Below are 19,416 nucleotides of genomic sequence, written 5' to 3'. Positions count from 1 at the left end.
GTCGCAGGGGAGGGACCATGACAGCCGAGAACCGGGGCGACCGCACCGATGTCGACAAGGCGTTGCTAGGGCACACCACCTATCGCAGCCTCGGCGAACAGCATCTCTCACCCGCCGAGGAGCGATTCGAGAAGGGCCGCCGCACGATCGGGCTCTTTCTCGCGCCACTGATCACGATCGCGTTCCTCGCCCTACCGATCGACATACCGCCCAACCAGCAGACGTTGGCCGGCGTGCTGCTCGGCGTCATCGTGCTGTGGGTGACCGAGGCGGTGCCGATCCCGATCGGCGGGCTGCTCGGGGTGGCGGTCGTGGTGTTTCTGGGCGTGGCACCGGCCGACGAGGTCCTCGCCGCGTTCGGGTCGTCGACGATCTTCACGTTCATCGGAGCGTTCATCCTCGCTCAGGCGATGCTCAAACACGGCGTCGCACGGCGGTTCGCGTTTCGGATCCTGACCCTGCCGCGTGTCGGCCAGTCCACCACCGGCGTGATCGTCGCGTTCGGCGCGATCACGTGCGGGCTCTCGGCGTTCGTATCCAACACCGCGACCGTGGCCATGCTGCTGCCCACCGCCCTGGGCATCCTCGGCGTCGTCGCAAAACTCATGCAGCGTCGCGGCGTCGTCGCAGAGGACTTCGACCCGTTGCGTCTCCGGGTGGGTGCCGCGATCATGCTGATGCTCGCGTACAGCGCAAGCGTGGGCGGCCTGCTGACACCGGTCGGGAGCCCACCCAACCTCATCGGACGCGGGCTCATCGAGGAGGCCACGGGGGAGCGGATCAGCTTCGGGCAGTGGATGGTGATGGCCATCCCGATCTGCCTGCTGATGTTCATCGCGCTCGCCATCATCCTGCTGCGCCTCAACAAGCCGGAGATCCGGCGGATCGAAGGCGTCGCCGATTACCTGGCGGAGCAGCGCGCAGAAATGGGTCCGCTGTCGCGTGCCGAGAAGAACACGCTCATCGCGTTCGGCGTGACGGTGACGCTGTGGATTCTGCCCGGTGTCGTCGCGGTGATCGCCGGCAACGACTCGGACCTCTACGGCACGATCAGCGACCGACTCGACGAGGGCATGGTCGCGGTCTTCGGGGCGGCGTTGCTCTACCTTCTGCCGACCGATTGGGAGAATCGCGAGTTCACGCTGACCTGGCGGGACGCAGCGAAGATCGACTGGGGCACGATCGTGCTGTTCGGCAGCGGCATCATCTTCGGCGCACTGCTCGCCGACACCGGACTCGCCGAGACGATCGGCACCTCCGTCGCGGACTCGCTGGGCCTGACGAGCGTCGTCGCCATCACCGTCTTCGCGGTGCTGCTGGCCATCGCCGTATCGGAGACGACGAGCAACACGGCGTCGGCGGCGGTCGTGGTGCCGATCGTGATCCCGGTGGCGTTGGCGGCCGGGGTCAACCCCTTCGTGCCTGCACTCGCCGCCACGTTCGCCGCATCGTTCGGCTTCATGCTGCCGGTCTCGACGCCGCAGAACGCCGTGGTCTACGGCTCCGGAGCAGTCCGGATCACCACCATGATCCGAAGCGGAATCACCTTCGACATCGTCGGCGCAATTCTGATCATCGTCTTCCTGCCCTTGATGATCGGAGTGGTCGGCCTCGGCGGTGGATGATCAGTCGGTGCGGACTCCCAGTACCCGAAGTGCGAGGTCCTCGATCTCGTCCTGGTGCTGCGGTCGGGCCCGCAGGTGCCGCAACCGGAAAAGGCCGTTGATCAGGTCGATCGCGGCGAGCACCGTGGTCCGGGTCTCGTGGGTGTCGGTGCCGAGCAGATGCACCCACTCGTCGATGTACTCGCGTTGTCCCGTGCGGCTCTGCGACTGTGCCTCTTCGGGAAGATTGGTCGACTCCTCGATGAGGATGCCGATGGCACTGTCGGGTGCCGCCACCGCAGTGGCGTACGAGTGCACCACCCGAGTGAGGGCGTCTTCGCGGGATTGCGCCCCGGCAAGTGCCCGGACCAACCCCATCCGCAGGGTCTCGTTGCCACGGGAAAGGATCGCCTGGAGCACCTCGACCTTGCTGCCGAAGTAGGTGTAGATGCTCGAACTCGCCATTCCCGCCGCAGCGCCGATGTCGTCCATCGTCACCGACTGGTAGCCGCGCTGCCGGAACAGGGAGATTGCGGCGGTCAACAGGGTTTCTCGACGGGAGGCGTGAGCGAAGCCGGAGACGTGCGCCTCCTCGGCGGGTATCTCCTCGGTGTGCAGGATCGGTGCGTCCCGCAGCCTGTCGAACAGCTCCAGCAGCAGGCTTTCCAAGCGTTTGCGTGGCAGAGTCGTTCGGTGCCGGGCGGGACTAAGGGCGACGCTCGACATGGCCCAGGCCAGCATGTCGGCGTCCGCCGCGGTGAGGTCGGGGCGTTCGGCGCGGAGGGCGTCGGCGATGCGTGCCACGACGGACCGGACGGCCGTCTGCACCTCGGCACGCCGATCGGGGACGAGGTTGCGGGATTCCTGGTCGAACAGGACGGCGCGGAAGTCGTTGTCGAGGCAGTAGCGGAACATGGCCAGAAAGTTCGAGGCCGAGTCCTCGGGATCGATGTCGTCGAGCGTGGCGGTGAGCGACGAGGCGGCGTCGAGTATCGCCTGAGCAAGGAGGTCCTGCTTGTTCGGGAAATGGCGGTACAGCGCTCCCGCGGTGATGCCCACCGCGGAAGCGATGTCCTCCATGTTCACGCCGTGATAGCCGCGTCGCCCGAACTGCTCCCGGGCCACAGTGATGATCTGCGCTTTTCGGTTGCGCGGCCGCCGCGTCTTCTTGGCGGTCGGCTCGACAGCAGGTGTGTCGTCCGATGTGTCGATCGTCATTGCAGCCTCGGGGTGTCAGTTCGCGGGGCGGTCAGCCAGGTCGGAGAACTGCCGGCGGAGTTCTCTCTTGAGTATCTTGCCAGCCGGGGAGACCGGCATCTGTTCCACGATCGTGACGCTCCGTGGGGCCTTGTATCCAGCGATCAGTCTCTTGGTGTGTGCGCGCACGTCCTCGCAGGTCAGTGACGTTCCGGGTTTCATCACCAGGAACGCGTGCACGCGCTCGCCGAACCGATCGTCGGGAACACCGATCACCGCGCAGTGCACGACATCGGGGTGGGAGGCGAGGGCATTCTCGACCTCGGTCGAATACACGTTCTCTCCGCCGGAGATGATCATGTCCTTGAGCCGATCCACGACGAAGAGGTAACCGTCCTCGTCCATGTAGCCGCCGTCGCCGGTGTACAGCCAGCCGTCGCGCAGCGCCGTGGCGGTCTCCTCCGGCCGATTCCAGTAGCCGGCCATGATGTTGCCGCCGCGGGCGATGATCTCGCCGACCTCGCCGCGGGGGAGTTCGACGCCTCCGTCGTCGACCACCCGTACCTCGACGTGACCCATCGGCCGGCCGGCCGAATTGAGCCGGGTGGCCGCGTGGTGGTCGTCGGCGCTGAGCGACGTGAGTCCGGGGCCAGCCTCGGTCATCCCGTAGCCCTGCACGAAATCGGCTCTCGGGAAGGTCCGCTGGGCCTCGCGCAGCAGGGTCTCGGAGATCGGGGACGCGCCGTACTGAATCCCGGTGATGCTGGACAGGTCCCGGATCTCGCGGTCGGGGTGACGCAGCAGCATCTGGATCATGGTCGGTACCAACAGCATCGAGTTGATCCGCTGCTCCTCGATCAGTCGAAGAGCCGCGGCCGGTTCGAACGACGGCAACGTCACCAGGATGCCGCCTGCGATGTTCTGGCCATTCCAGCTGGCCAGTGCAGCGAGGTGGAACATCGGTGCCGAGACCAGCGCGCGGCCGCCCGCGACGGCGGTGCGGTTGGCGGCCAGCGAGCCGAGGCTCGCGGTCATCAGGTTGGCGTGGGTGAGCATGACGCCCTTGGGCCGGCCGCTGGTGCCACCGGTGTAGAAGATCCCTGCCAGTGTGTCCCCGCCCATGCGCAGGTCCTCTACGGCTTCGGTGGTGGCGATCAGGTCTTCGTAACCGAGAAGCCCGTCCGGTGTCGGTCGGTCGCCGCAGTGCACCACTGCTCGCAGCGACGGGAAGAGTGTGCGCATCTCGTCCAGCAGCGGTACGAAGGTGTCGTCGACCAGCAGTACCGTCGTCTGTGAGTCTTCGAGGGCGAACGCGATCTCGGCGGCGCTCCAGCGGGTGTTGAGCGGGTTGACCACGCCGCCTATCCACCAGGTGGCGAAGAAGTACTCGTGGTACCGGTCGGAATTGAGCGACAGCATGCCGACGCGGTCGCCGACCCCCAGACCGAGACCGAGCAGAGCGCCCGCGAGACGGGCGACCCTGTCTCCGGTCTCGGCGCTGGTGTGGACGCGGTCCCCGCACACGGTCATGAGCTGGTTCGGGCGTTGCTGCACCGCGCGATGCAGTGACTGAGTCAAGTACATGGGACCACTCCTGTCGGGATAGTTAGCGGCTGCCGCCGTCGCAGACCAGGCACTGGCCGCTGACGTAGTCGGTCTCGGGCAGGCACAGGGCGAACACTGCGCCGGCTGCCTCGTCGGGACGGCCTGCCCGGCCCAGCGGGATGGACCGCTCGGCTGCGGCGAGCAGCTGCGGGTTGACGCCGACCTTGATCTCCCGGCCCCCGACGTCGATGGTGGAGTTGCCGTCGGCGGACACCTCCGTCAGACGGGTGTTGATCAGGCCGTAGGCAACTGCGTTGACGTTGACGTTGTAGCGGCCCCACTCTCGGGCGAGGGTCTTGGTCAATCCGATGATGCCCGCCTTGGCCGCCGCGTAATTCGACTGGCCGGCGTTGCCGACCACACCGGCGTTGGACGAGATGTTGACGACCTTGCGGTGATGGTCGGTCGGGTTCGCCTTGATGTACGGCTGTGCCGCGCGCAGGATCCGGAAGGGAGCCTTCAGATGCAGGTCGAGGATGGTGTCCCACTGCTCGTCGGTCATCTTCTGGATGACATTGTCCCAGGTGAAGCCGGCGTTGTTGACGATGATGTCGAGGCCGCCGAAGGTGTCGACGGCGGTGGCGACGAAGCGGTCCGCGAAGCCTTCCTCGGTGACGGAGCCGATGCAGGCGACGGCCTTACCGCCGGCCGCGACGATCTCCTCGACCGTCTCCTTGGCCGGCCCCGGGTCGAGGTCGTTGACCACGACACTCGCGCCCTCGGCCGCGAACTTCATGGCGATGGCACGGCCGATGCCGCGGCCCGATCCGCTGACGATGGCTGTCCTGTTGTCGAGCTTGCCCATAGCGGGTGTCCTTTCGGTGGTGCGGTGCAGGTCAGGCGGCGACGACGGCGTCGCCGCGGAGGGTGACCGTTCCGTCGGCCAGGGTGACGGTGAGGTCCAGATGTGCCAGGCCGTCCTCGACCTTGGTCACGGTTCCGCTGCAGGTCGGCTTCGCGTGCAGCGGGGTGATGGCGGCGAATCGTACGCTGTAAGAGCAGATTTGTTCCTGTGGAACGTAATTGGTGAGCAGTCGACCTAGGTATGCCATCGACAGCATGCCGTGGGCGAACACGTCGTCCATGCCGCCGGAGCGCGCGACGTCGAGATCGATGTGCATCGGATTGTGGTCGCCGGAGGCGCCCGCATAGAGCGCCAGCGTGGTGCGGCTGATGTCGGCAAGTTGCAATTCGGGGAGAGAGTCGCCTGTTTTCATCGTTGCGCCTTCGGGTTTCGGACGATGAGGGTGTTGGTGAGGCGGGCGATCGGCTCGCCGTCACGGGTGACGTCGACCGTCCGGACGAGGAAGTCCAACGCGCAGTTCTTCTTCGAGTACACGTCGGCAACCGTGCCGTTGTAGGCCAGCGTGTCGCCGGCGTAGGCCGGCGAGTGGTACTTGAACGCCTGCTCGCCGTGCAGCACGTACCGCATGTCGATCCCGAGTTCGCGGATGAGGGCGAATGGGTCCGGCTTCTCCATGTCCAGACAGAACAAGAAGGTCGGCGGCACCAGTACGTCGCGGTGCCCGGCCGCCTTGGCGGCCTCGGCGTCGAAGTAAATCGGGTTGGTCTCGCCGATGGACTGCGCGAAAAAACGCAGACGCCCACGCTCGACGTTCACTTGGTGGCCGGGAATCACCTTGCCGATGACGGCCGGATCGAGTGCCATGTCAGCCCACCTTCTTGAAGATACTGACCACGCACGCGCCACCGAGTCCCAGGTTGTGCTGCAACGCGATCCGCGCGCCCTCCACCTGGCGCGCCCCCGCCTGGCCGCGGAGTTGCCACACGAGTTCGGCGCACTGGGCCAGTCCGGTGGCGCCGAGCGGGTGCCCCTTGGAGAGCAGACCACCCGACGGGTTGGTGACCACCCGGCCGCCGTAGGTGTTGTCGCCGTCGAGGATGAACTTCTCGGCGGTGCCCTCGGGGGTCAGACCCAGTCCCTCGTAGGTGATGAGCTCGTTGGCGGAGAAGCAGTCGTGCAGTTCGACCACCTGTACGTCCTCGGGGCCGATGCCCGCAGCCTCGTACACCTGGGCGGCGGCCGCTGCGGTCATGTCGTAGCCGACCACCTTCATCATGTCCCGGTCCTCGAACGTGCTGGCGGTGTCGGTCGTCAGGGCCTGCGCCTCGATCACCACGTCCGCCGCCAGCCCGTGCTTGCGGGCGAACTCTTCGCTGCACACCACCGCCGCTGCGGCGCCGCAGGTCGGTGGGCAGCACTGGTATCTGGTCAAGGGGCCGAAGATGTGCGGCGACTCGAGCACCTGCTCGTCCGTGAGCAGGTCGCGGAAGACGGCATTGGGGTTGTTGGCCGCGTGCTTGCGGGCCTTGACCGAGATCTTCGCGAACGTCTCCGGCTTCGTGCCGTACTTCTGCATGTGGGAAACGCCCGCGCCGCCGAACAGCTGGGCCGCGCGCGGGGCCTCGTCGTCGAACCCCTGCAGCTCGGTCATCAGGTCGTCCATGCGGAACATCGGCGCCGGACGGTCGTCCCAGACCCGCTTGAGCGCACCGTGTTTCATCTGCTCGAACCCGACCGCCAGAGCACACTCGACGGCACCGCTGGCGACGGCCTGGCGGGCCAGGTACAGCGCCGACGAGCCGGTGGCGCAGTTGTTGTTGACGTTGAAGACGGGGATTCCGGTCAGCCCGAGTCCGTAGAGGGCGGCCTGGCCGGCCGTGGAGTCGCCGTACACGTACCCCACGTAGGCCTGCTGAACGAGGGAGTACTCGATGCCGGCATCACGCAATGCTGCGCGGGCAGCGGTCTCACCCATGACGTTGTAGTTCTCGCTCTTGCCGGGCTTGGTGAACGGGATCATCCCGACCCCGGCGACGTGGACCTTACGAGTCACATCTGACTCCTCTCTGATCGAATGGCGCCCAGCCCCGAGGTGGGGCTCGACTTTCCCTCGGGAGTGGGTACAGTTCCTCGATCCCGACAACTCCGAGCACCTCATCGCCGCGGACGTGACGTGGCTGCTCTCGCATTGGACGTGCGTGTTCGTACTCCGGCGTGCCAGGGGATCATCGCGGGCCGACCGACGACGGCTGTTGCTCGCACGGCGCGTTCTTCACCAACGAGGAGGATGTCGAGAGGTTGCACGAGTTGGTGAAGCTGCGCAGACCTGAGAACTGGCAGTTCATGAGGCAAGGCCTCGGGAAGTCGGCTACGAGTGCTCTGTTCCGCAACTCGGTGGCTGTGGCATCGCAGCGGTTGGGGGTGATGCCCTGCAGCGGAATCAGCGCCTCCCGGAACTCGTACGCAGCGTAGGCGAGGGTAAGCGCTCAGCCGGAGCCCATAGTGGCCGTGCACCGTCGGATCGTAGGTCTCGGCCCGCAGGGTGGAGAGCAGTCGCGCACGCAATTTCGCGAACAGGCCCGGATCCCCGGCCGCGGAGGCGATCTCGTGCATCAGCTCGTCGGTGTTGCCGCGACCGGTTTGGGCCGGTGGTTGCGGAACAGGATCGGCAACCCCGCTCGGCTCACCCCAGTGCCGCCGCCTCGTTGGTGGCGATCATCAGCTCCTGCGCGATGACGTAGGCGACGGTCCGCAGTTTGGCGGCGATCGCCACGATGGCCCCGTCGTCGCTGGCCGCCGGCCGCGGGTGAGGTCGTAGAAGGCGAGCGGCACGGCCTCGCGGCGGGCAGTCGGCAACACCTGCGCGGCAGCATCCGCCGCTACCAGTTGGGGTGCAGCGGATGTTGTGGGGTCGACGAGAATGCCGGGCACCTCGGCGTGATTGACCGCCATGCCTTTCCGACGCATTGCTGAGAAATGCGTCGACAAACACCTGGGTGCACAACGGCCTGTCGCCGTAACACCATTGCGCTGTTACGGCCGACCGGTACAGGTGAATGGGATGGGCTCGATTTCGGTAATCGAACTCGCTTACCGAGCTCGTATGTTCGTTTGTCGTTTGTAGGGTGGAACTGACATTGCGCGCCTGGGTTCGGGCGTTGTTCCTACAGCTGTCGATGTTCGGCTTGAACAGCGAGCACAGGAACAGGAGAGTCGAGAATCAGTCGTTGCGTGACGCTCCCGAGCAGTGCTTTGCCCACCCGTGATCGGTGCCTGATGCCCAGGACGAGCCTGCTCACCTCGTGCGCGGCGAGCTCGTCGAACACGGCCTGCACCGGATCGCGATCGTCGCGACCGATACGTTCGATCACCTCGATAGGCACATCGGTGGGTAGTTCTGCGACGTCGAGGTCATGCAACGCGAGGTTGATGACGACGAGGTTCGTATCGAACCGGCGTGCTTCGGAGATTGCCGCATACAGAGCTGCTGTCCCCTCCGAGTTGTCCGATACGGCGACAACAATTGCCATGCGTGGCGCCCCTTTCCAAGTTAGACGGTTTGTCGGTTCAACGGCGAGCAGAATATGCGGCGCTGTATTCTTCTTCGAATTCTTCGAGGGTTTTCCCACGGGTTTCCGGGACGTATCTGACGATGAAGATCCACGACAGGACCCCGAGACCGGCGAAAATGAAGAATGTCGGTGCAATTCCCAGCGACGCCACCACCGGCGGGAAACCGAACGCGACTCCGGCATTGGTCATCCACAATACGAAGACACACACTCCCATTGCCAGGCTGCGAATCTTCAGGGGAAAGATTTCCGCGAGCATGAGCCACGCCAGCGGCCCGAGAGTTCCTTGCATGGAGAACACGAAACAGACCACGAACGCCAAAATGAGATACGGCTTGATCACGGATCCGTCGGGAATGAGCAGAGCCGACAATCCGATGAGGATGTGGAAAGTCGTGATCAGCCCGTATCCGACGAGGAGCATGGTGCGCCGGTTGACGCGGTTGATGAGCATGATGCCCACTGTGATGCCGAGGACGCTGAACAGGCCGTTGAGTGTGTTGGCGACGATGGCTCCGTTTGCGGAGAATCCCGAGTCCTCGAGCAGCTGGGTGCCGTAGTACATGATCGAGTTGATGCCGGTGACCTGCTGGACAATTCCGAGGCCGATGCCGATGAACACCAGGCGCCGAATCCACGGCACAGCGAGGTCGGTCCATCCCCCGGTCTGCGCCTTTTCTTCCTCTTCGGCGAGCTGGTGGACTTCGGCCATCTCGGCCTCTGCGCGCCTGGGTGAACGGACTTGATGCAGAACGGCGAGTGCGTCGTCGTCGCGGCCTTGGGAGCTGAGCCAACGCGGGCTTTCGGGCATGCGAAGCATTCCGATGAACAGTGCGAATGCGGGGAGCACCGCTATGAGGAGCATGAACCGCCACACCGCGGAGTGCTCGCCCCAGACGTTGAAGATGATTGCGTTGATCACGAAGGCAGCGAACTGACCCGAGACGATCATGACCTCGTTGCGCGTGACGAGGGAGCCGCGCTTTTCGAAGGGGGCGACTTCGGCGAGGTAGACCGGCACGGTGACCGAGGCGCCGCCGACGGCGAGGCCGAGGATGAAGCGGAACGCGCCGAGGACCTCCCAGGTGGGGGAGAAGACGCATCCGAGCGTGCCGAACGCGAAGACCCCGGCCAACATCAAGATGTTGTTGCGGCGGCCGAACCTGTCCGAGAGTCGCCCACCGATCAATGCGCCGAACGCTGCACCGATCACCAAGGCACTGACGACGAATCCTTCGGTGAAGGGTGTGAGCCCGAGGTCTTCCTTCATCGGCTTGAGGGCACCGTTGACCACTCCGGTGTCGTATCCGAACAGCAGTCCGCCGAAGGTTGCGACCACGGCGATCATGCCGAGCCGCTTCGAGTGCGGTCCTGGTTCGTTGGGCGGAAGATGTGCGGCGACGGTGGACGGTGGCGATGCGGGGTGAGTCATGTCTGGGCCTCTCAGGGAACAGGGCAGCGTGCGGGGGAACGCGAGCGGCGAGTGCGGGTCGGCTGCTCGCCTGCCTCGCCGGTGCACCACCGTCTCCGGTCAGTTGACGACGGGGTGATTGCCGGCGACGGCGGGCGCAAGGATGATGTCGAAATTAGCTCTGGCCCAGTTTGATTCGCCGATGTCGCGGCAGTCCGGAGTCGGCGTGCCTGCGGGTTGCTCCACGAAGTCTTTGATCAACGACTCCTTGACGCCGAATACGGTGTCGTGGCGGAGTAGTTCGTCGCCTCGGACGAAGATGTGGGTGACCAGGGTGCGCAGACCTGGGGCGGTGACCATGAAATGCAGGTGTGACGCGCGCATGGGAGAGCGTCCGGTCGCGGCCAACATGCGGCCGACGGGCCCGTCGTGCGGGATCGGATATGGGGTGGGGGTCAGCGCCCAGAACCAGTAACGGCCTTCCTCGTTGCTGAACAGATGCGCTCTCCCCGAGACCCGGGAATCGTCGTATTGGACGTCGTAGAAGCCGTCCTCGTCGGCCTCCCACACCTCGATGCGGGCATTCGGGACGGGATTGCCGTCGGTGTCGCGGACGGTGCCTTCGACCCAGCATGGTTGACCGGCGGCGCCTCCGGCGACGTCACCGCCGTTGTCGATGAGCGGTGCGTCGTCCACGAAGAATGGCCCGAACACTGTTGCTTCGGTGGCATCACCGTGAGCGACGTTGTTGACGTTGATTGTTTGCATCGACGCCCCGAGTACGTCGGAGAGCAGGATGAACTCTTGACGTCGGTCGTCGGTGATGTGTCCGACCTCGGTGAGGAACGAGATCGCGGTGTTCCACTCCTCTTCGGTCAGGCGGACGTCGCGAATGAACGCGTGCAGGTGCCGGACCAACGACTGCATCAGTTGCGTCAGTCTCGGGTCGGTGCAGTCGTCGAACGAGCGAAGCACGGTGCGCGTCAGGGATTCTTCGACGGCGATCTGGGCTTCGGTGAACTCGGTGGTGTCCGGAGGCTGTACTGCTTCGGGGGCCATGTAGGTGTGTTCGGTCATGTAGGCTCTCGCTGGTCTGGTGCGGATACGTTTCTGCAGGCGACGAACGGTCGCGGTCTAGGCGTCGAAGTCGGTGGGTGCTTCACCTGCCCATGCCGCGCGCACGATGGCGGCGACCGCTGCGTGTGTGATCGGGCGAGGATTGCCGTAGGAGCGGCTTGTCGCCTCCTCGGCGATGCGATCGATGTCGTCTTCTTTCATTCCCAGTTCGGCGAGAGAGCGCGGCGCTTTCAGATCGCCTGCGAGTTCCCACAGCCTCGTGGCGGGGTCTGCGGTACCGGGAAGTGCCCGAGAGAGTGCTGCGACGGCGTCGGCGGCGTGGGGTTGGTTGAACGCCAGAACGTACGGGAGCACGACGGAGTGGGTCGGGGCGTGCGGAAGGTTGAGGGTGCCGCCGAGCGCGTGGCACAGCTTGTGGTGCAGCGACATCGTCGTGGCGCCGAGTGTCGCGCCGCACAGCCACGCCCCGTAGAGCGCGTCGCTTCGGGCCTGCGAATCCGATGGCGCGGCAAAGATCTTCGGCAACGCGGAGGCCAGTGCCCGCACGCCGTCTTCGGCCATCAGAGCGATGATGGGACTGATGTCGGGCGCGTAGAGTGCTTCGACCGCGTGTGCCATGGCGTTGATGCCGCTGGTGACGGACATCTCGACCGGAAGGCCGATGGTCAGGTCGGGATCGTAGACGACGCTGCGCGGCAACACCTTCGGGTCTCGTCCGGTCTCCTTGCGTCCGTTGGTCGTCATGCCCCAGACAGGAGTCATTTCGGAACCTGCGTAGGTGGTGGGAACTGCGACAATGGACAGGCCGTGTTCGAGGGCGATGGCTTTGCCCAGTCCGATGGCCGAGCCTCCGCCGACAGTGACGCAGCCGTCGGCGCCGAGAGTCACCGCTTCGGCGCTCGTGCGTGCGGCGACCTCGGCAGGAACATGCATCACGGCATCTGCTCTGGTGCCCACGCACCGGTTGCCGAGGATGGAGGCCACCTGCTCCGCAGTCTCTTCCTGGCCTGGTGAACAGAGAACAAGGACGCGCTCGAGTCCGAGCTGATCGAGCTCGTCCGGTAGCGAGGTGAGTGCTCCGGCCCCGAATCGCACCCGCATGGGGTTCGCGTCGTACAAGAAGTCATAGGTCATCTGGTTCTCCTGGGCACACGTCGACTGGTTTCGCGGAGGCTTCCCGCCTACCTCGCCCGAATCGACTAGTATCATGTCGTGGACAAGATGTTCACACAGTATCATCAACATAGCCGAGAGAGTGACCCACGCAACTGCGGCGCAGTTCCGGCTGCCAACCGGTGTCGGCATGATCTTGGCGGTCGTGAACAGTGGCCCGGTGCCGCTGCAGATCGGCGCGAGCTACGCAGGCCCTGACATGGAGGACGAGTCGACCAGTGAATGCCATACAACTTCTCACCAAGGCTGGTCAGATCGTCGACGAACTTGCGCGACTCGGCCCGTCAACACCTGCGGAGCTGGCCAAAGTAGTCGCCGAACCGCGCCCGAGCGTCTACCGCATCTTGACCGCGCTCGAGCAGATATCTGTCGTTCGTCAGGCAGGCGAGGGTCGATTGGAGCTAGGAATCGGGCTGTTGCGGTGGTCCGATGCTGCGGTGGAGGCATTCGTCGACAAGGGTGAACTCCGCCGCCAGCTGCGGTGGGTACGCGAACAGCTGGGGATGAACGTGTTTTTCTGCGTACCTCACGAACATGGCGTGCTCAGCTTGGACCAGGTCGACGGCGCCGTGGTGGACATGCTCGATCTGGGGCCGGGGCGGATGCTTCCACGATTCGCCGGTGCGGCGCCGCGTGCCCTGTTGGCGTTCGAGAGTCCGGAGGTGCAGGACAGCGTATGCGCTGGTGCGCCCTTCGGCCGGCTCGCGTCCGGCACTCCGACGACGGCGCAGGATCTGCGAGAGCTGCTCGACAACACGATCGCGCGCGGATGGAGCGTCGACGACAGCGAAGTGGTCGAAGGCGTGGCATCGGTGGCGGTACCGGTGCGTCGAGACGACGGAGGTGTAGCGGGCGCAATTGCCGTGGCGGGTCTGCGGGAAAGTGTGTTGGCCCAACAAGACGTAGCTGGGCGGGTCCTCACCGTTGCGGCCGAAGCACTGGCTGCTGCGATGGCTCGCGCGCAGGCGACGGGCCCTCGGTCCGACGCGACACACAACGGGGTGGCCCAGCCGTCGGAGACACGCGCCCCTGCATTGATCGTGAGGGCCGGCGCGCTGATGGAAGCGCTTGCGCGCGAACGCATCGCCACCTCGACCCGCCTCACGGAAATCCTCGACGAGCCGGTCAGCTCGGTGTATCGCATGCTCGCGACCCTGTCCGAGATCGGCTGGGTCGAACAGATCGGGCACAGGGGCGCATACCGCGTCGGCGGTCGGCTGCTCTCATTGTCCGGCGAATTGACCCGTCGCCTCGACATTCGACGCGCCGCGGGGCCGGTGCTGCGTGCAATTCACGAGGCTACGGGCGAGACCACCTTCATGTGCGTTCGGCACGGGACGCGAGCGGTGTGCATCGAACGCGTCGACGGGATACGAGTGAACAGCCGCGTTCTGCGGCTGGGTCGGTCGTTGCCCTTGCACGTCGGCGCCGCGCCGCGGGCACTGCTTGCGTTCGAAGACCGCGCGGCGTGGGACGAGTACGCCTCCGCGGCGCTCAGCGAGGACCTGCTGCACATGGGTTCGCGCTCGACGCTCTACGCCGAACTCGATGAGATCCGATCGCTCGGCTTCGCGCTCAGCGACAACACCGTCACGCCCGGGATCGCCGCGGTCGGCGCCCCGATCTTCGATCATCGCGGTGATGTTGCCGCCTCCTTGTCGGTCAGCGGCCTGCGCGACGGCGTACTGGCACAGCCAGCGCACGGCCGATCCGTGACGGATCTGGTGCTCTGGGGGGCAGCCGAACTCTCTCGGTACCTGGGCTTCGACGTCGCACGACTATCCGAGGCCCCGCGCTCCTCGGCGGCGAACGCACTACCTTCTTGACCCCCTGCAAAGCAGCATGCAACACTATGGACGACTCGTCCACTCAGTGACAGTGGCTTGCGGCACCCGCAGACCGAATCCATCGGATTCATTCTGCCCCGGTGCCATATGTACCTCATCGAACACCCGCGACCGCCCGCACAAATAAGTTCTCGCACACCGGAGCGGTCCCAAAGCAACAGGAGACGATGTGTCCGATCCGATCGTGGTGGGCCTGCTCGGCATCACCCACCCGCACGCGTCCGCGCGAGTGCGAGCACTGCGCGAGATCAACGGCGTCTCCGTGATCGCCGCCGCCGACGACGACTCCCGCCTGAAGTACTTCGCCGACAAATACGACCTCGAAGCCCGCAGCATCGACGAAGTGCTCGGCGACCCGAGCATCAACGCGATCATGGTTCACTCCAAGAGCCGCGACATGGTGCCCCACGCGCTGCGAGCCCTGGACGCGGGCAAGTCGGTCGTCGTGGAGAAGCCGGGCGGCGGGACCGTCGCCGATCTTGTGACGTTGCGCGACGCCGAGGTTGCCGCCCAGCCCGGCCAGATCGTGCAGATCGGCTACAACGTGCGGCTCGCCCCGTCGGTGACACGCGCCAAGGAACTGATCGAGTCCGGCGTCATCGGCGAGGTCGTCACCGTCTCCGCACGCGGAGCCGCACTGGCCGGGGAACACCTCACCCAGCACCTCAATCAACCCGCCGACATGGGCGGTGTGCTCTGGATCCTCGGATGCCACATGCTCGACGCGCTGGTACGGGTTTTCGGTGCACCCGAATCGGTCAACGCTCGAGTACACAAGAGCGCTCGCCTGTCGGACGAGAAGAGCCGCGAGGATTCAGCTGCCGTACTGCTCAACTACCCGGACATGTCGATGACGTTCAGCTTCGACGGTCACGACCGGCTCGAATGGTTCGAGAGTTCGCGCATCATCGTCCACGGCACCCACGGCGTGATCGAGGTCGGTATCCTTCCGCAGAGACTGAAGGTCTACGTCGACGCAGACCGAGGCGGATACAGAGCCGGGTGGACAGAATGGACACAGAGCCACTTCACCCCGCCCTTCGCCCGCACCGAAGCGAACAAATTCTCCGAGCTCCCTGAACTCGAGAACATCAGTAACTTCCACATCGAAATGCAGGGCTGGGTCGACAGCATTCGTGACGGCGCACCCAACGTCGCACCGGTGTCGGACGCATTGTCCGTCGCTCGCATCGTAGATGCCTGCTACCGCTCCGAGAAGTCGCGCGGCGCCGCCATCGACGTGGAGTCTGCATGAACAACCAGAACGAGGACACCATGACACCGGAACTCATCGCCACCTGTTGGGTCAGCGCAGGAAACACAGCACCCGGACTCCCCGACGAAACCAGCCCCGTGCCCATCGAAGAGCGCATTGCCTTGGTCGCCAAGACAGGATGGGCCGGCATCGGCCTGGTACACACCGACCTGATCAATGCGCGCGACACCATCGGCTACGACCGCCTGGCACAGCTGATCCGCGACGCGGGCATTGGAACAGTCGAGGTCGAATTCCTCGACAACTGGTGGACCACAGGCTCCGAACGCGCCGCCGCGGACCGCGTACGCGCAGACCTGTTCGAAGCTGCCACCGCGCTCGGCGCCAGTCACATCAAAGCCGGTGCAGGAATGACCGACGAACCCTTGCCTTTGGCCACTCTGGTCAGCGCGTTTTCCGACCTGGCCGACGAAGCAGAAGAAGCGGGAGTCCGGCTGGCCCTCGAGGCAACACCGTTCTCCCATCTGCGCACCACCCATGAAGCCGTCGACGTGGTGACCGGCTCCGACAGCCCCTCGGCGGGGCTTCTGGTCGACATATGGCACACCTACAAAGCGGGCCTGTCGCACGACGAACTCTACAAAGTGGTGCCGATCGATCGCGTCGTGCACGTGGAAATCGACGACGGAACGGATGAGCGGCGCACCGGCTTGGCCGCTGTCTTCGACGACTCGACCAACTACCGCAAGTACTGCGGTGAAGGCGCATTCGATACAGCGACGTTCATCCGTCGCACGCTCGACGCCGGCTACACCGGCAAGTGGGGCGTCGAGATCATCTCCGAAGAACACCGCCGCACGCCCGTCGAAGAGGGCCTGATCAAGGCACGCGCCACCGCGCTCGCCTCGTTCGAAGCGGCCGCCAGACTGTCCTGACGTCCCGATCGCATTTTCCGAATGTCGTCGCACCGCGGACGACCGAACCCACTTATAAAGGACCGACGTGTCTTCCACCAAACTACGTCTCGCCCTGTTCGGCTCCGGCCGCATCGGGCAGGTACATGCCCGTAACATCGCGGACCACCCCGAACTCGAGCTGGTCATGATCGCCGACCCGTTCATCGACGGTGCTCGTGCACTGGCTTCACGAACCGCCGGGCGCGCCGTCCAAGACCCCGACGAGGTCTTCGCCGACTCGACCCTCGACGGCGTCGTCATCGCCTCACCGACGCCCACACACGTCGATCTCATGTCCGCTTCTGCAGCGCACGGTCTGGCCGTGCTGTGTGAAAAGCCCATCGACCTCGACATCGACACCGTCCTCGACTGTCGCGAACGCATCAAAGAACATGCCGTCCCGATCATGCTCGGCTTCAACCGGCGTTTCGACCCTCACTTCGCCTCGATCCGCACGCAGGTCGCCGCCGGAGCGATCGGTGCACTCGAACAACTCCTGATCACCAGTCGCGATCCCGCACCCGCACCGCGGGATTACATTGCTGCGTCGGGCGGAATCTTTCGCGACATGACCATTCACGACCTGGACATGGCGCGCTTCTTCCTCCCGAACATCGTCGAAGTGTCGGCTATGGGCACCAATTCTTTCCACGACGACACCAAAGCGCTCGGCGACTTCGATGCTGCGACAATCATTCTGCGCGGACGCGACGGCGAAATCGTCAACATCACCAACTCGCGCCATTGCGCTTTCGGATACGACCAGCGCCTCGAAGCCTTCGGATCCACCGGCATGCTGACTGCCGGCAATGTCGCGCCGACGACAGTACGCCGGTACGGCAGCAACGGCACCGAGGAAGCCCCCGCATATTTCCCGTTCTTCCTCGAACGCTACGCTCAGGCCTACCGCGCCGAACTCGACGCGTTCGCCCTCTCCATCCGCACCGGCGACCCATGCTCACCCGGATTCGACGACGGTGTGGCCGCACTCGTCCTCGCCAACGCGGCCGCGGAATCGGCTGCCACTGGCAAGACCGTCGCCATCACCGACTGACCGTCTCCGTCGGTTATCCGCCCACTAGCCGGGCGAGCAATGGAACATCCAGAAGTGGTGGTGCGGGAATGCCCGAGCATGTCCGCATCGCCACTTCGATCAGTTCGCGTGCGCTCCGAGGCTGCGACCATCGCTGTGTCATCCGTCCCGACCCATCGACGTCGAACCGATATCGGTATCGGTATCGGTATCGGTGCGATTTGGGTCGATCTCTTCGCTGAGGCTGTCGGCCTGCTCCGCCGATCGGCGTGCAGATAGTGAGCATCGAGGTAGTGGTGCTCGCCCAGCATTATGGCGACGTCCCTCCCATCTTCGAGCGCAAGTGCGGTTCCCATTCCGGTTTCCGCTACCGACCTGGTCACGGGGCCGAATCACGCTTATCGGCGATGCGGTGCATGCCGCGGACCCAAGATGCGGTTGCGTCTATGAAGATGGATGCTCCCTATTGCTGTCAAGCCGTGTCGACGAGGGATAGGGAGATGGACTGCTGCTCGCGGTCGGTGAGCCACCGCGAGTAGTGGGCGGAGAGATCGGGGTCGAGGCGTTGCCCGATCTCCAGACGTCGTACGCGCTGGTAGGGAACCGCGAGTGCGGTTGCCACCGTGGCGATCGTGATTGCCAGTGTTCGGCGACGTTGTCGAAGTCGGCCTGTGCCGCTAGTCACCGGTAGCGTATTCCGGATGAGCTTGAAATCCTCGCGCGCGACGAAAGCCGAGCCGGCGACATTTTCGGTGCGGAGTTAGGGGGCGCGTTTGACTCATCGGATGCAGTGCGGTGCAGTTTAGTTGACATAATAACCGTTATCGATACTTTGAAAAGCGCTTCCTACCACCATATTTAGCGCCTGGAGCTGTCCCGTATCCCCATTCTCGAATGCGGAGCAGAGCGGGACGTCGAGTAGCAGTCAGCCCAGGGCTTTTCGCACGGTGGCGCGGAACCATTCGGTGCCGGGGTCCGGGAGGACCCTCTTGTAGGTGTAGAGCGAAATCTCGACAGCGGGAACGGCAAACGGCAGTTCGAACGTTTTCACGTCGGCCATCCGGCGGAACTTGTCGGAGACCGACCGGGGGATGATCGAGAGATGGGGCGTCTTCTCGATCAGCTGCGGTAGCGCCGCGAAATGCGCGATACGCAACGCGACGTCGCGCGAGTGGCCGAGCAGGGACAGCGACCGGTCGACGTCCGTGTGGCCGGCGCTCACATCGACGGCAACGTGACGCTCGCTCAGAAATTCGTCGAGCGTCGGATCGGTTCCGACACGCGGATGCGATGCGCTGCAGATTCCGCAGTAGCTGTCACGGAGCAGGACGTCGCGTTCGAAGTCGGGGGCGGTGATCCTTGGGGTGCAGATGACGGCGTCGGCTTGACCTTGCCTGAGTTCGGTCTCGACCACGGCGAAGTTGAGCGGAATGATGTGGACGTCGACCCCGGGAGCAGTCTCCGCGACGAGACCGAGCACCGGCGGCAGCAGACTCACTTCACCGAGGTCGGTGGCGTGCAGTCGGAAGGTGCGGCGCGACGTCGCGGGATCGAACTGGCCGACACCGCTTACCGTGGTGTCGATGACCTCGAACGCCTGACGAAGCCTCGGATACATCGCACTCGCCAGTTCCGTCGGCTGCAGACCTGACGGCGATCGGCTGAAGAGGCTGTCGTTGAACTGTTTCCGCATCCGGCTCAGGGCGTGGCTGACCGACGGCTGGGTGAGCGAGAGGCGTTCGGCAGTGCGTGTGACGCTCCGTGTCTCGTACAGGAGCAGGAACGTCCGCACGAGATTCAGGTCGAAGTCGGTCATGAACTGCAATAGACACCATCGATGGGGGTATGTCAAACATTCATTGGAGCTATTCCCGACCGGCGGATACCGTGACGTGCAGCACAGCGAGGGCCGCCTCCGGG

General features: G+C 64.8%; 17 protein-coding genes and 2 pseudogenes. 6 read left to right on the top strand and 13 right to left on the bottom strand.

Annotated elements, in window-relative coordinates; translation table 11 throughout:
- Positions 1–17 precede the first annotated feature (17 nt).
- On the top strand, positions 18–1,625 hold the full coding sequence (locus tag PSR88_RS15455; protein WP_016882151.1) for an SLC13 family permease: 1,608 nt from the start codon (positions 18–20) through the stop codon (positions 1,623–1,625).
- On the opposite strand, the gene PSR88_RS15450 is transcribed toward PSR88_RS15455, so the two are convergent.
- From PSR88_RS15450 to PSR88_RS15425, 6 genes are read right to left on the bottom strand one after another with little or no spacing between them, the layout of a single operon-like run.
- Positions 1,626–2,822 (bottom strand): TetR/AcrR family transcriptional regulator, encoded by a 1,197-nt coding sequence (locus tag PSR88_RS15450; RefSeq protein ID WP_016882152.1) that lies wholly within the window; start codon positions 2,820–2,822, stop codon positions 1,626–1,628. It lies immediately after the preceding gene.
- Positions 2,823–2,837: 15 nt separating this feature from the next.
- A complete protein-coding gene (locus PSR88_RS15445) occupies positions 2,838–4,385 on the bottom strand; it encodes an acyl-CoA synthetase (protein WP_016882153.1) in 1,548 nt (515 codons plus the stop codon).
- A 22-nt stretch (positions 4,386–4,407) separates the two neighbouring features.
- Complete coding sequence (locus PSR88_RS15440; protein ID WP_016882154.1) at positions 4,408–5,211, bottom strand: SDR family NAD(P)-dependent oxidoreductase; 804 nt, start codon at positions 5,209–5,211, stop codon at positions 4,408–4,410.
- A 31-nt stretch (positions 5,212–5,242) separates the two neighbouring features.
- Positions 5,243–5,623, bottom strand: coding sequence for a MaoC/PaaZ C-terminal domain-containing protein (locus PSR88_RS15435; RefSeq protein ID WP_016882155.1), 381 nt, complete (start codon positions 5,621–5,623; stop codon positions 5,243–5,245).
- The gene (locus tag PSR88_RS15430) at positions 5,620–6,075 is read right to left on the bottom strand and encodes a MaoC family dehydratase N-terminal domain-containing protein (protein ID WP_016882156.1); all 456 of its coding nucleotides are present in this window, start codon (positions 6,073–6,075) and stop codon (positions 5,620–5,622) included. The genes PSR88_RS15435 and PSR88_RS15430 overlap by 4 nt, the downstream gene beginning before the upstream one ends.
- 1 nt (position 6,076) lies before the next feature.
- Positions 6,077–7,264, bottom strand: coding sequence for a lipid-transfer protein (locus PSR88_RS15425; RefSeq protein ID WP_016882157.1), 1,188 nt, complete (start codon positions 7,262–7,264; stop codon positions 6,077–6,079).
- Between the two features lie 21 nt (positions 7,265–7,285).
- Between PSR88_RS15425 and PSR88_RS15420 the strand changes: the two are divergent.
- Positions 7,286–7,575, top strand: a pseudogene (locus PSR88_RS15420) (hypothetical protein); the annotation flags it as partial.
- Between the two features lie 114 nt (positions 7,576–7,689).
- Here the strand turns inward: PSR88_RS15420 and PSR88_RS15415 are convergent.
- The 5 genes and pseudogenes from PSR88_RS15415 to PSR88_RS15395 all read right to left on the bottom strand — a co-directional run.
- A pseudogene (locus PSR88_RS15415) lies at positions 7,690–8,163 on the bottom strand (RNB domain-containing ribonuclease); the annotation flags it as partial.
- Positions 8,164–8,375: 212 nt separating this feature from the next.
- Positions 8,376–8,741 carry a universal stress protein gene (locus PSR88_RS15410; RefSeq protein WP_011595672.1) on the bottom strand — a complete coding sequence of 122 codons (366 nt, stop codon included), beginning with the start codon at positions 8,739–8,741 and terminating at the stop codon, positions 8,376–8,378.
- 37 nt (positions 8,742–8,778) lie between these two features.
- Positions 8,779–10,215 carry a sugar porter family MFS transporter gene (locus PSR88_RS15405; RefSeq protein WP_011595671.1) on the bottom strand — a complete coding sequence of 479 codons (1,437 nt, stop codon included), beginning with the start codon at positions 10,213–10,215 and terminating at the stop codon, positions 8,779–8,781.
- A gap of 99 nt (positions 10,216–10,314) precedes the next feature.
- Positions 10,315–11,271: a dioxygenase gene (locus PSR88_RS15400; protein WP_011595670.1), complete on the bottom strand. Its 957-nt coding sequence runs from the start codon at positions 11,269–11,271 to the stop codon at positions 10,315–10,317.
- A 57-nt stretch (positions 11,272–11,328) separates the two neighbouring features.
- Entirely contained in the window at positions 11,329–12,405 is a 1,077-nt protein-coding gene (locus tag PSR88_RS15395; RefSeq protein WP_016882159.1) for a maleylacetate reductase, read from the bottom strand.
- 257 nt (positions 12,406–12,662) lie between these two features.
- Here PSR88_RS15395 and PSR88_RS15390 point away from each other — a divergent pair, with 257 nt between their 5' ends.
- The 4 genes from PSR88_RS15390 to iolG all read left to right on the top strand — a co-directional run bounded on the left by PSR88_RS15390 (position 12,663) and on the right by iolG (position 17,517).
- On the top strand, positions 12,663–14,270 hold the full coding sequence (locus PSR88_RS15390; protein ID WP_011595668.1) for an IclR family transcriptional regulator: 1,608 nt from the start codon (positions 12,663–12,665) through the stop codon (positions 14,268–14,270).
- A gap of 190 nt (positions 14,271–14,460) precedes the next feature.
- Positions 14,461–15,546 carry a Gfo/Idh/MocA family protein gene (locus tag PSR88_RS15385; protein ID WP_011595667.1) on the top strand — a complete coding sequence of 362 codons (1,086 nt, stop codon included), beginning with the start codon at positions 14,461–14,463 and terminating at the stop codon, positions 15,544–15,546.
- A complete protein-coding gene (locus tag PSR88_RS15380) occupies positions 15,543–16,442 on the top strand; it encodes a sugar phosphate isomerase/epimerase family protein (RefSeq protein ID WP_011595666.1) in 900 nt (299 codons plus the stop codon). The genes PSR88_RS15385 and PSR88_RS15380 overlap by 4 nt, the downstream gene beginning before the upstream one ends.
- A gap of 67 nt (positions 16,443–16,509) precedes the next feature.
- Entirely contained in the window at positions 16,510–17,517 is a 1,008-nt protein-coding gene (iolG, locus tag PSR88_RS15375; protein WP_011595665.1) for an inositol 2-dehydrogenase, read from the top strand.
- A gap of 451 nt (positions 17,518–17,968) precedes the next feature.
- Here iolG and PSR88_RS15370 read toward each other — a convergent pair whose 3' ends face one another.
- Together PSR88_RS15370 and PSR88_RS15365 are read right to left on the bottom strand one after the other, a co-directional pair.
- Complete coding sequence (locus PSR88_RS15370; RefSeq protein WP_016882160.1) at positions 17,969–18,118, bottom strand: hypothetical protein; 150 nt, start codon at positions 18,116–18,118, stop codon at positions 17,969–17,971.
- Positions 18,119–18,421: 303 nt separating this feature from the next.
- Positions 18,422–19,312, bottom strand: a complete 891-nt coding sequence (locus tag PSR88_RS15365; protein ID WP_011595663.1) for a LysR family transcriptional regulator — start codon at positions 19,310–19,312, stop codon at positions 18,422–18,424.
- Positions 19,313–19,416 lie beyond the last annotated feature (104 nt).

It is taken from the genome of Rhodococcus sp. DK176 (assembly GCF_038447315.2).
In the GTDB taxonomy this organism is placed as follows: Bacteria; Actinomycetota; Actinomycetes; order Mycobacteriales; family Mycobacteriaceae; genus Rhodococcus_F; species Rhodococcus_F jostii_A.
The sequence above is the reverse complement of the archived record's forward strand: the minus strand, read 5'-3'. Positions and strand labels throughout refer to the sequence as shown.

Coding starts and splice junctions, on each gene's coding strand:
- PSR88_RS15395 (WP_016882159.1), bottom strand. CDS start 12,405: ATGACCTATGACTTCTTGTACGACGCGAACCCCATGCGGGTGCGATTC.
- PSR88_RS15440 (WP_016882154.1), bottom strand. CDS start 5,211: ATGGGCAAGCTCGACAACAGGACAGCCATCGTCAGCGGATCGGGCCGC.
- PSR88_RS15450 (WP_016882152.1), bottom strand. CDS start 2,822: ATGACGATCGACACATCGGACGACACACCTGCTGTCGAGCCGACCGCC.
- PSR88_RS15455 (WP_016882151.1), top strand. CDS start 18: ATGACAGCCGAGAACCGGGGCGACCGCACCGATGTCGACAAGGCGTTG.
- PSR88_RS15430 (WP_016882156.1), bottom strand. CDS start 6,075: ATGGCACTCGATCCGGCCGTCATCGGCAAGGTGATTCCCGGCCACCAA.
- PSR88_RS15405 (WP_011595671.1), bottom strand. CDS start 10,215: ATGACTCACCCCGCATCGCCACCGTCCACCGTCGCCGCACATCTTCCG.
- PSR88_RS15380 (WP_011595666.1), top strand. CDS start 15,543: ATGAACAACCAGAACGAGGACACCATGACACCGGAACTCATCGCCACC.
- PSR88_RS15410 (WP_011595672.1), bottom strand. CDS start 8,741: ATGGCAATTGTTGTCGCCGTATCGGACAACTCGGAGGGGACAGCAGCT.
- PSR88_RS15400 (WP_011595670.1), bottom strand. CDS start 11,271: ATGACCGAACACACCTACATGGCCCCCGAAGCAGTACAGCCTCCGGAC.
- PSR88_RS15435 (WP_016882155.1), bottom strand. CDS start 5,623: ATGAAAACAGGCGACTCTCTCCCCGAATTGCAACTTGCCGACATCAGC.
- PSR88_RS15365 (WP_011595663.1), bottom strand. CDS start 19,312: ATGACCGACTTCGACCTGAATCTCGTGCGGACGTTCCTGCTCCTGTAC.
- PSR88_RS15445 (WP_016882153.1), bottom strand. CDS start 4,385: ATGTACTTGACTCAGTCACTGCATCGCGCGGTGCAGCAACGCCCGAAC.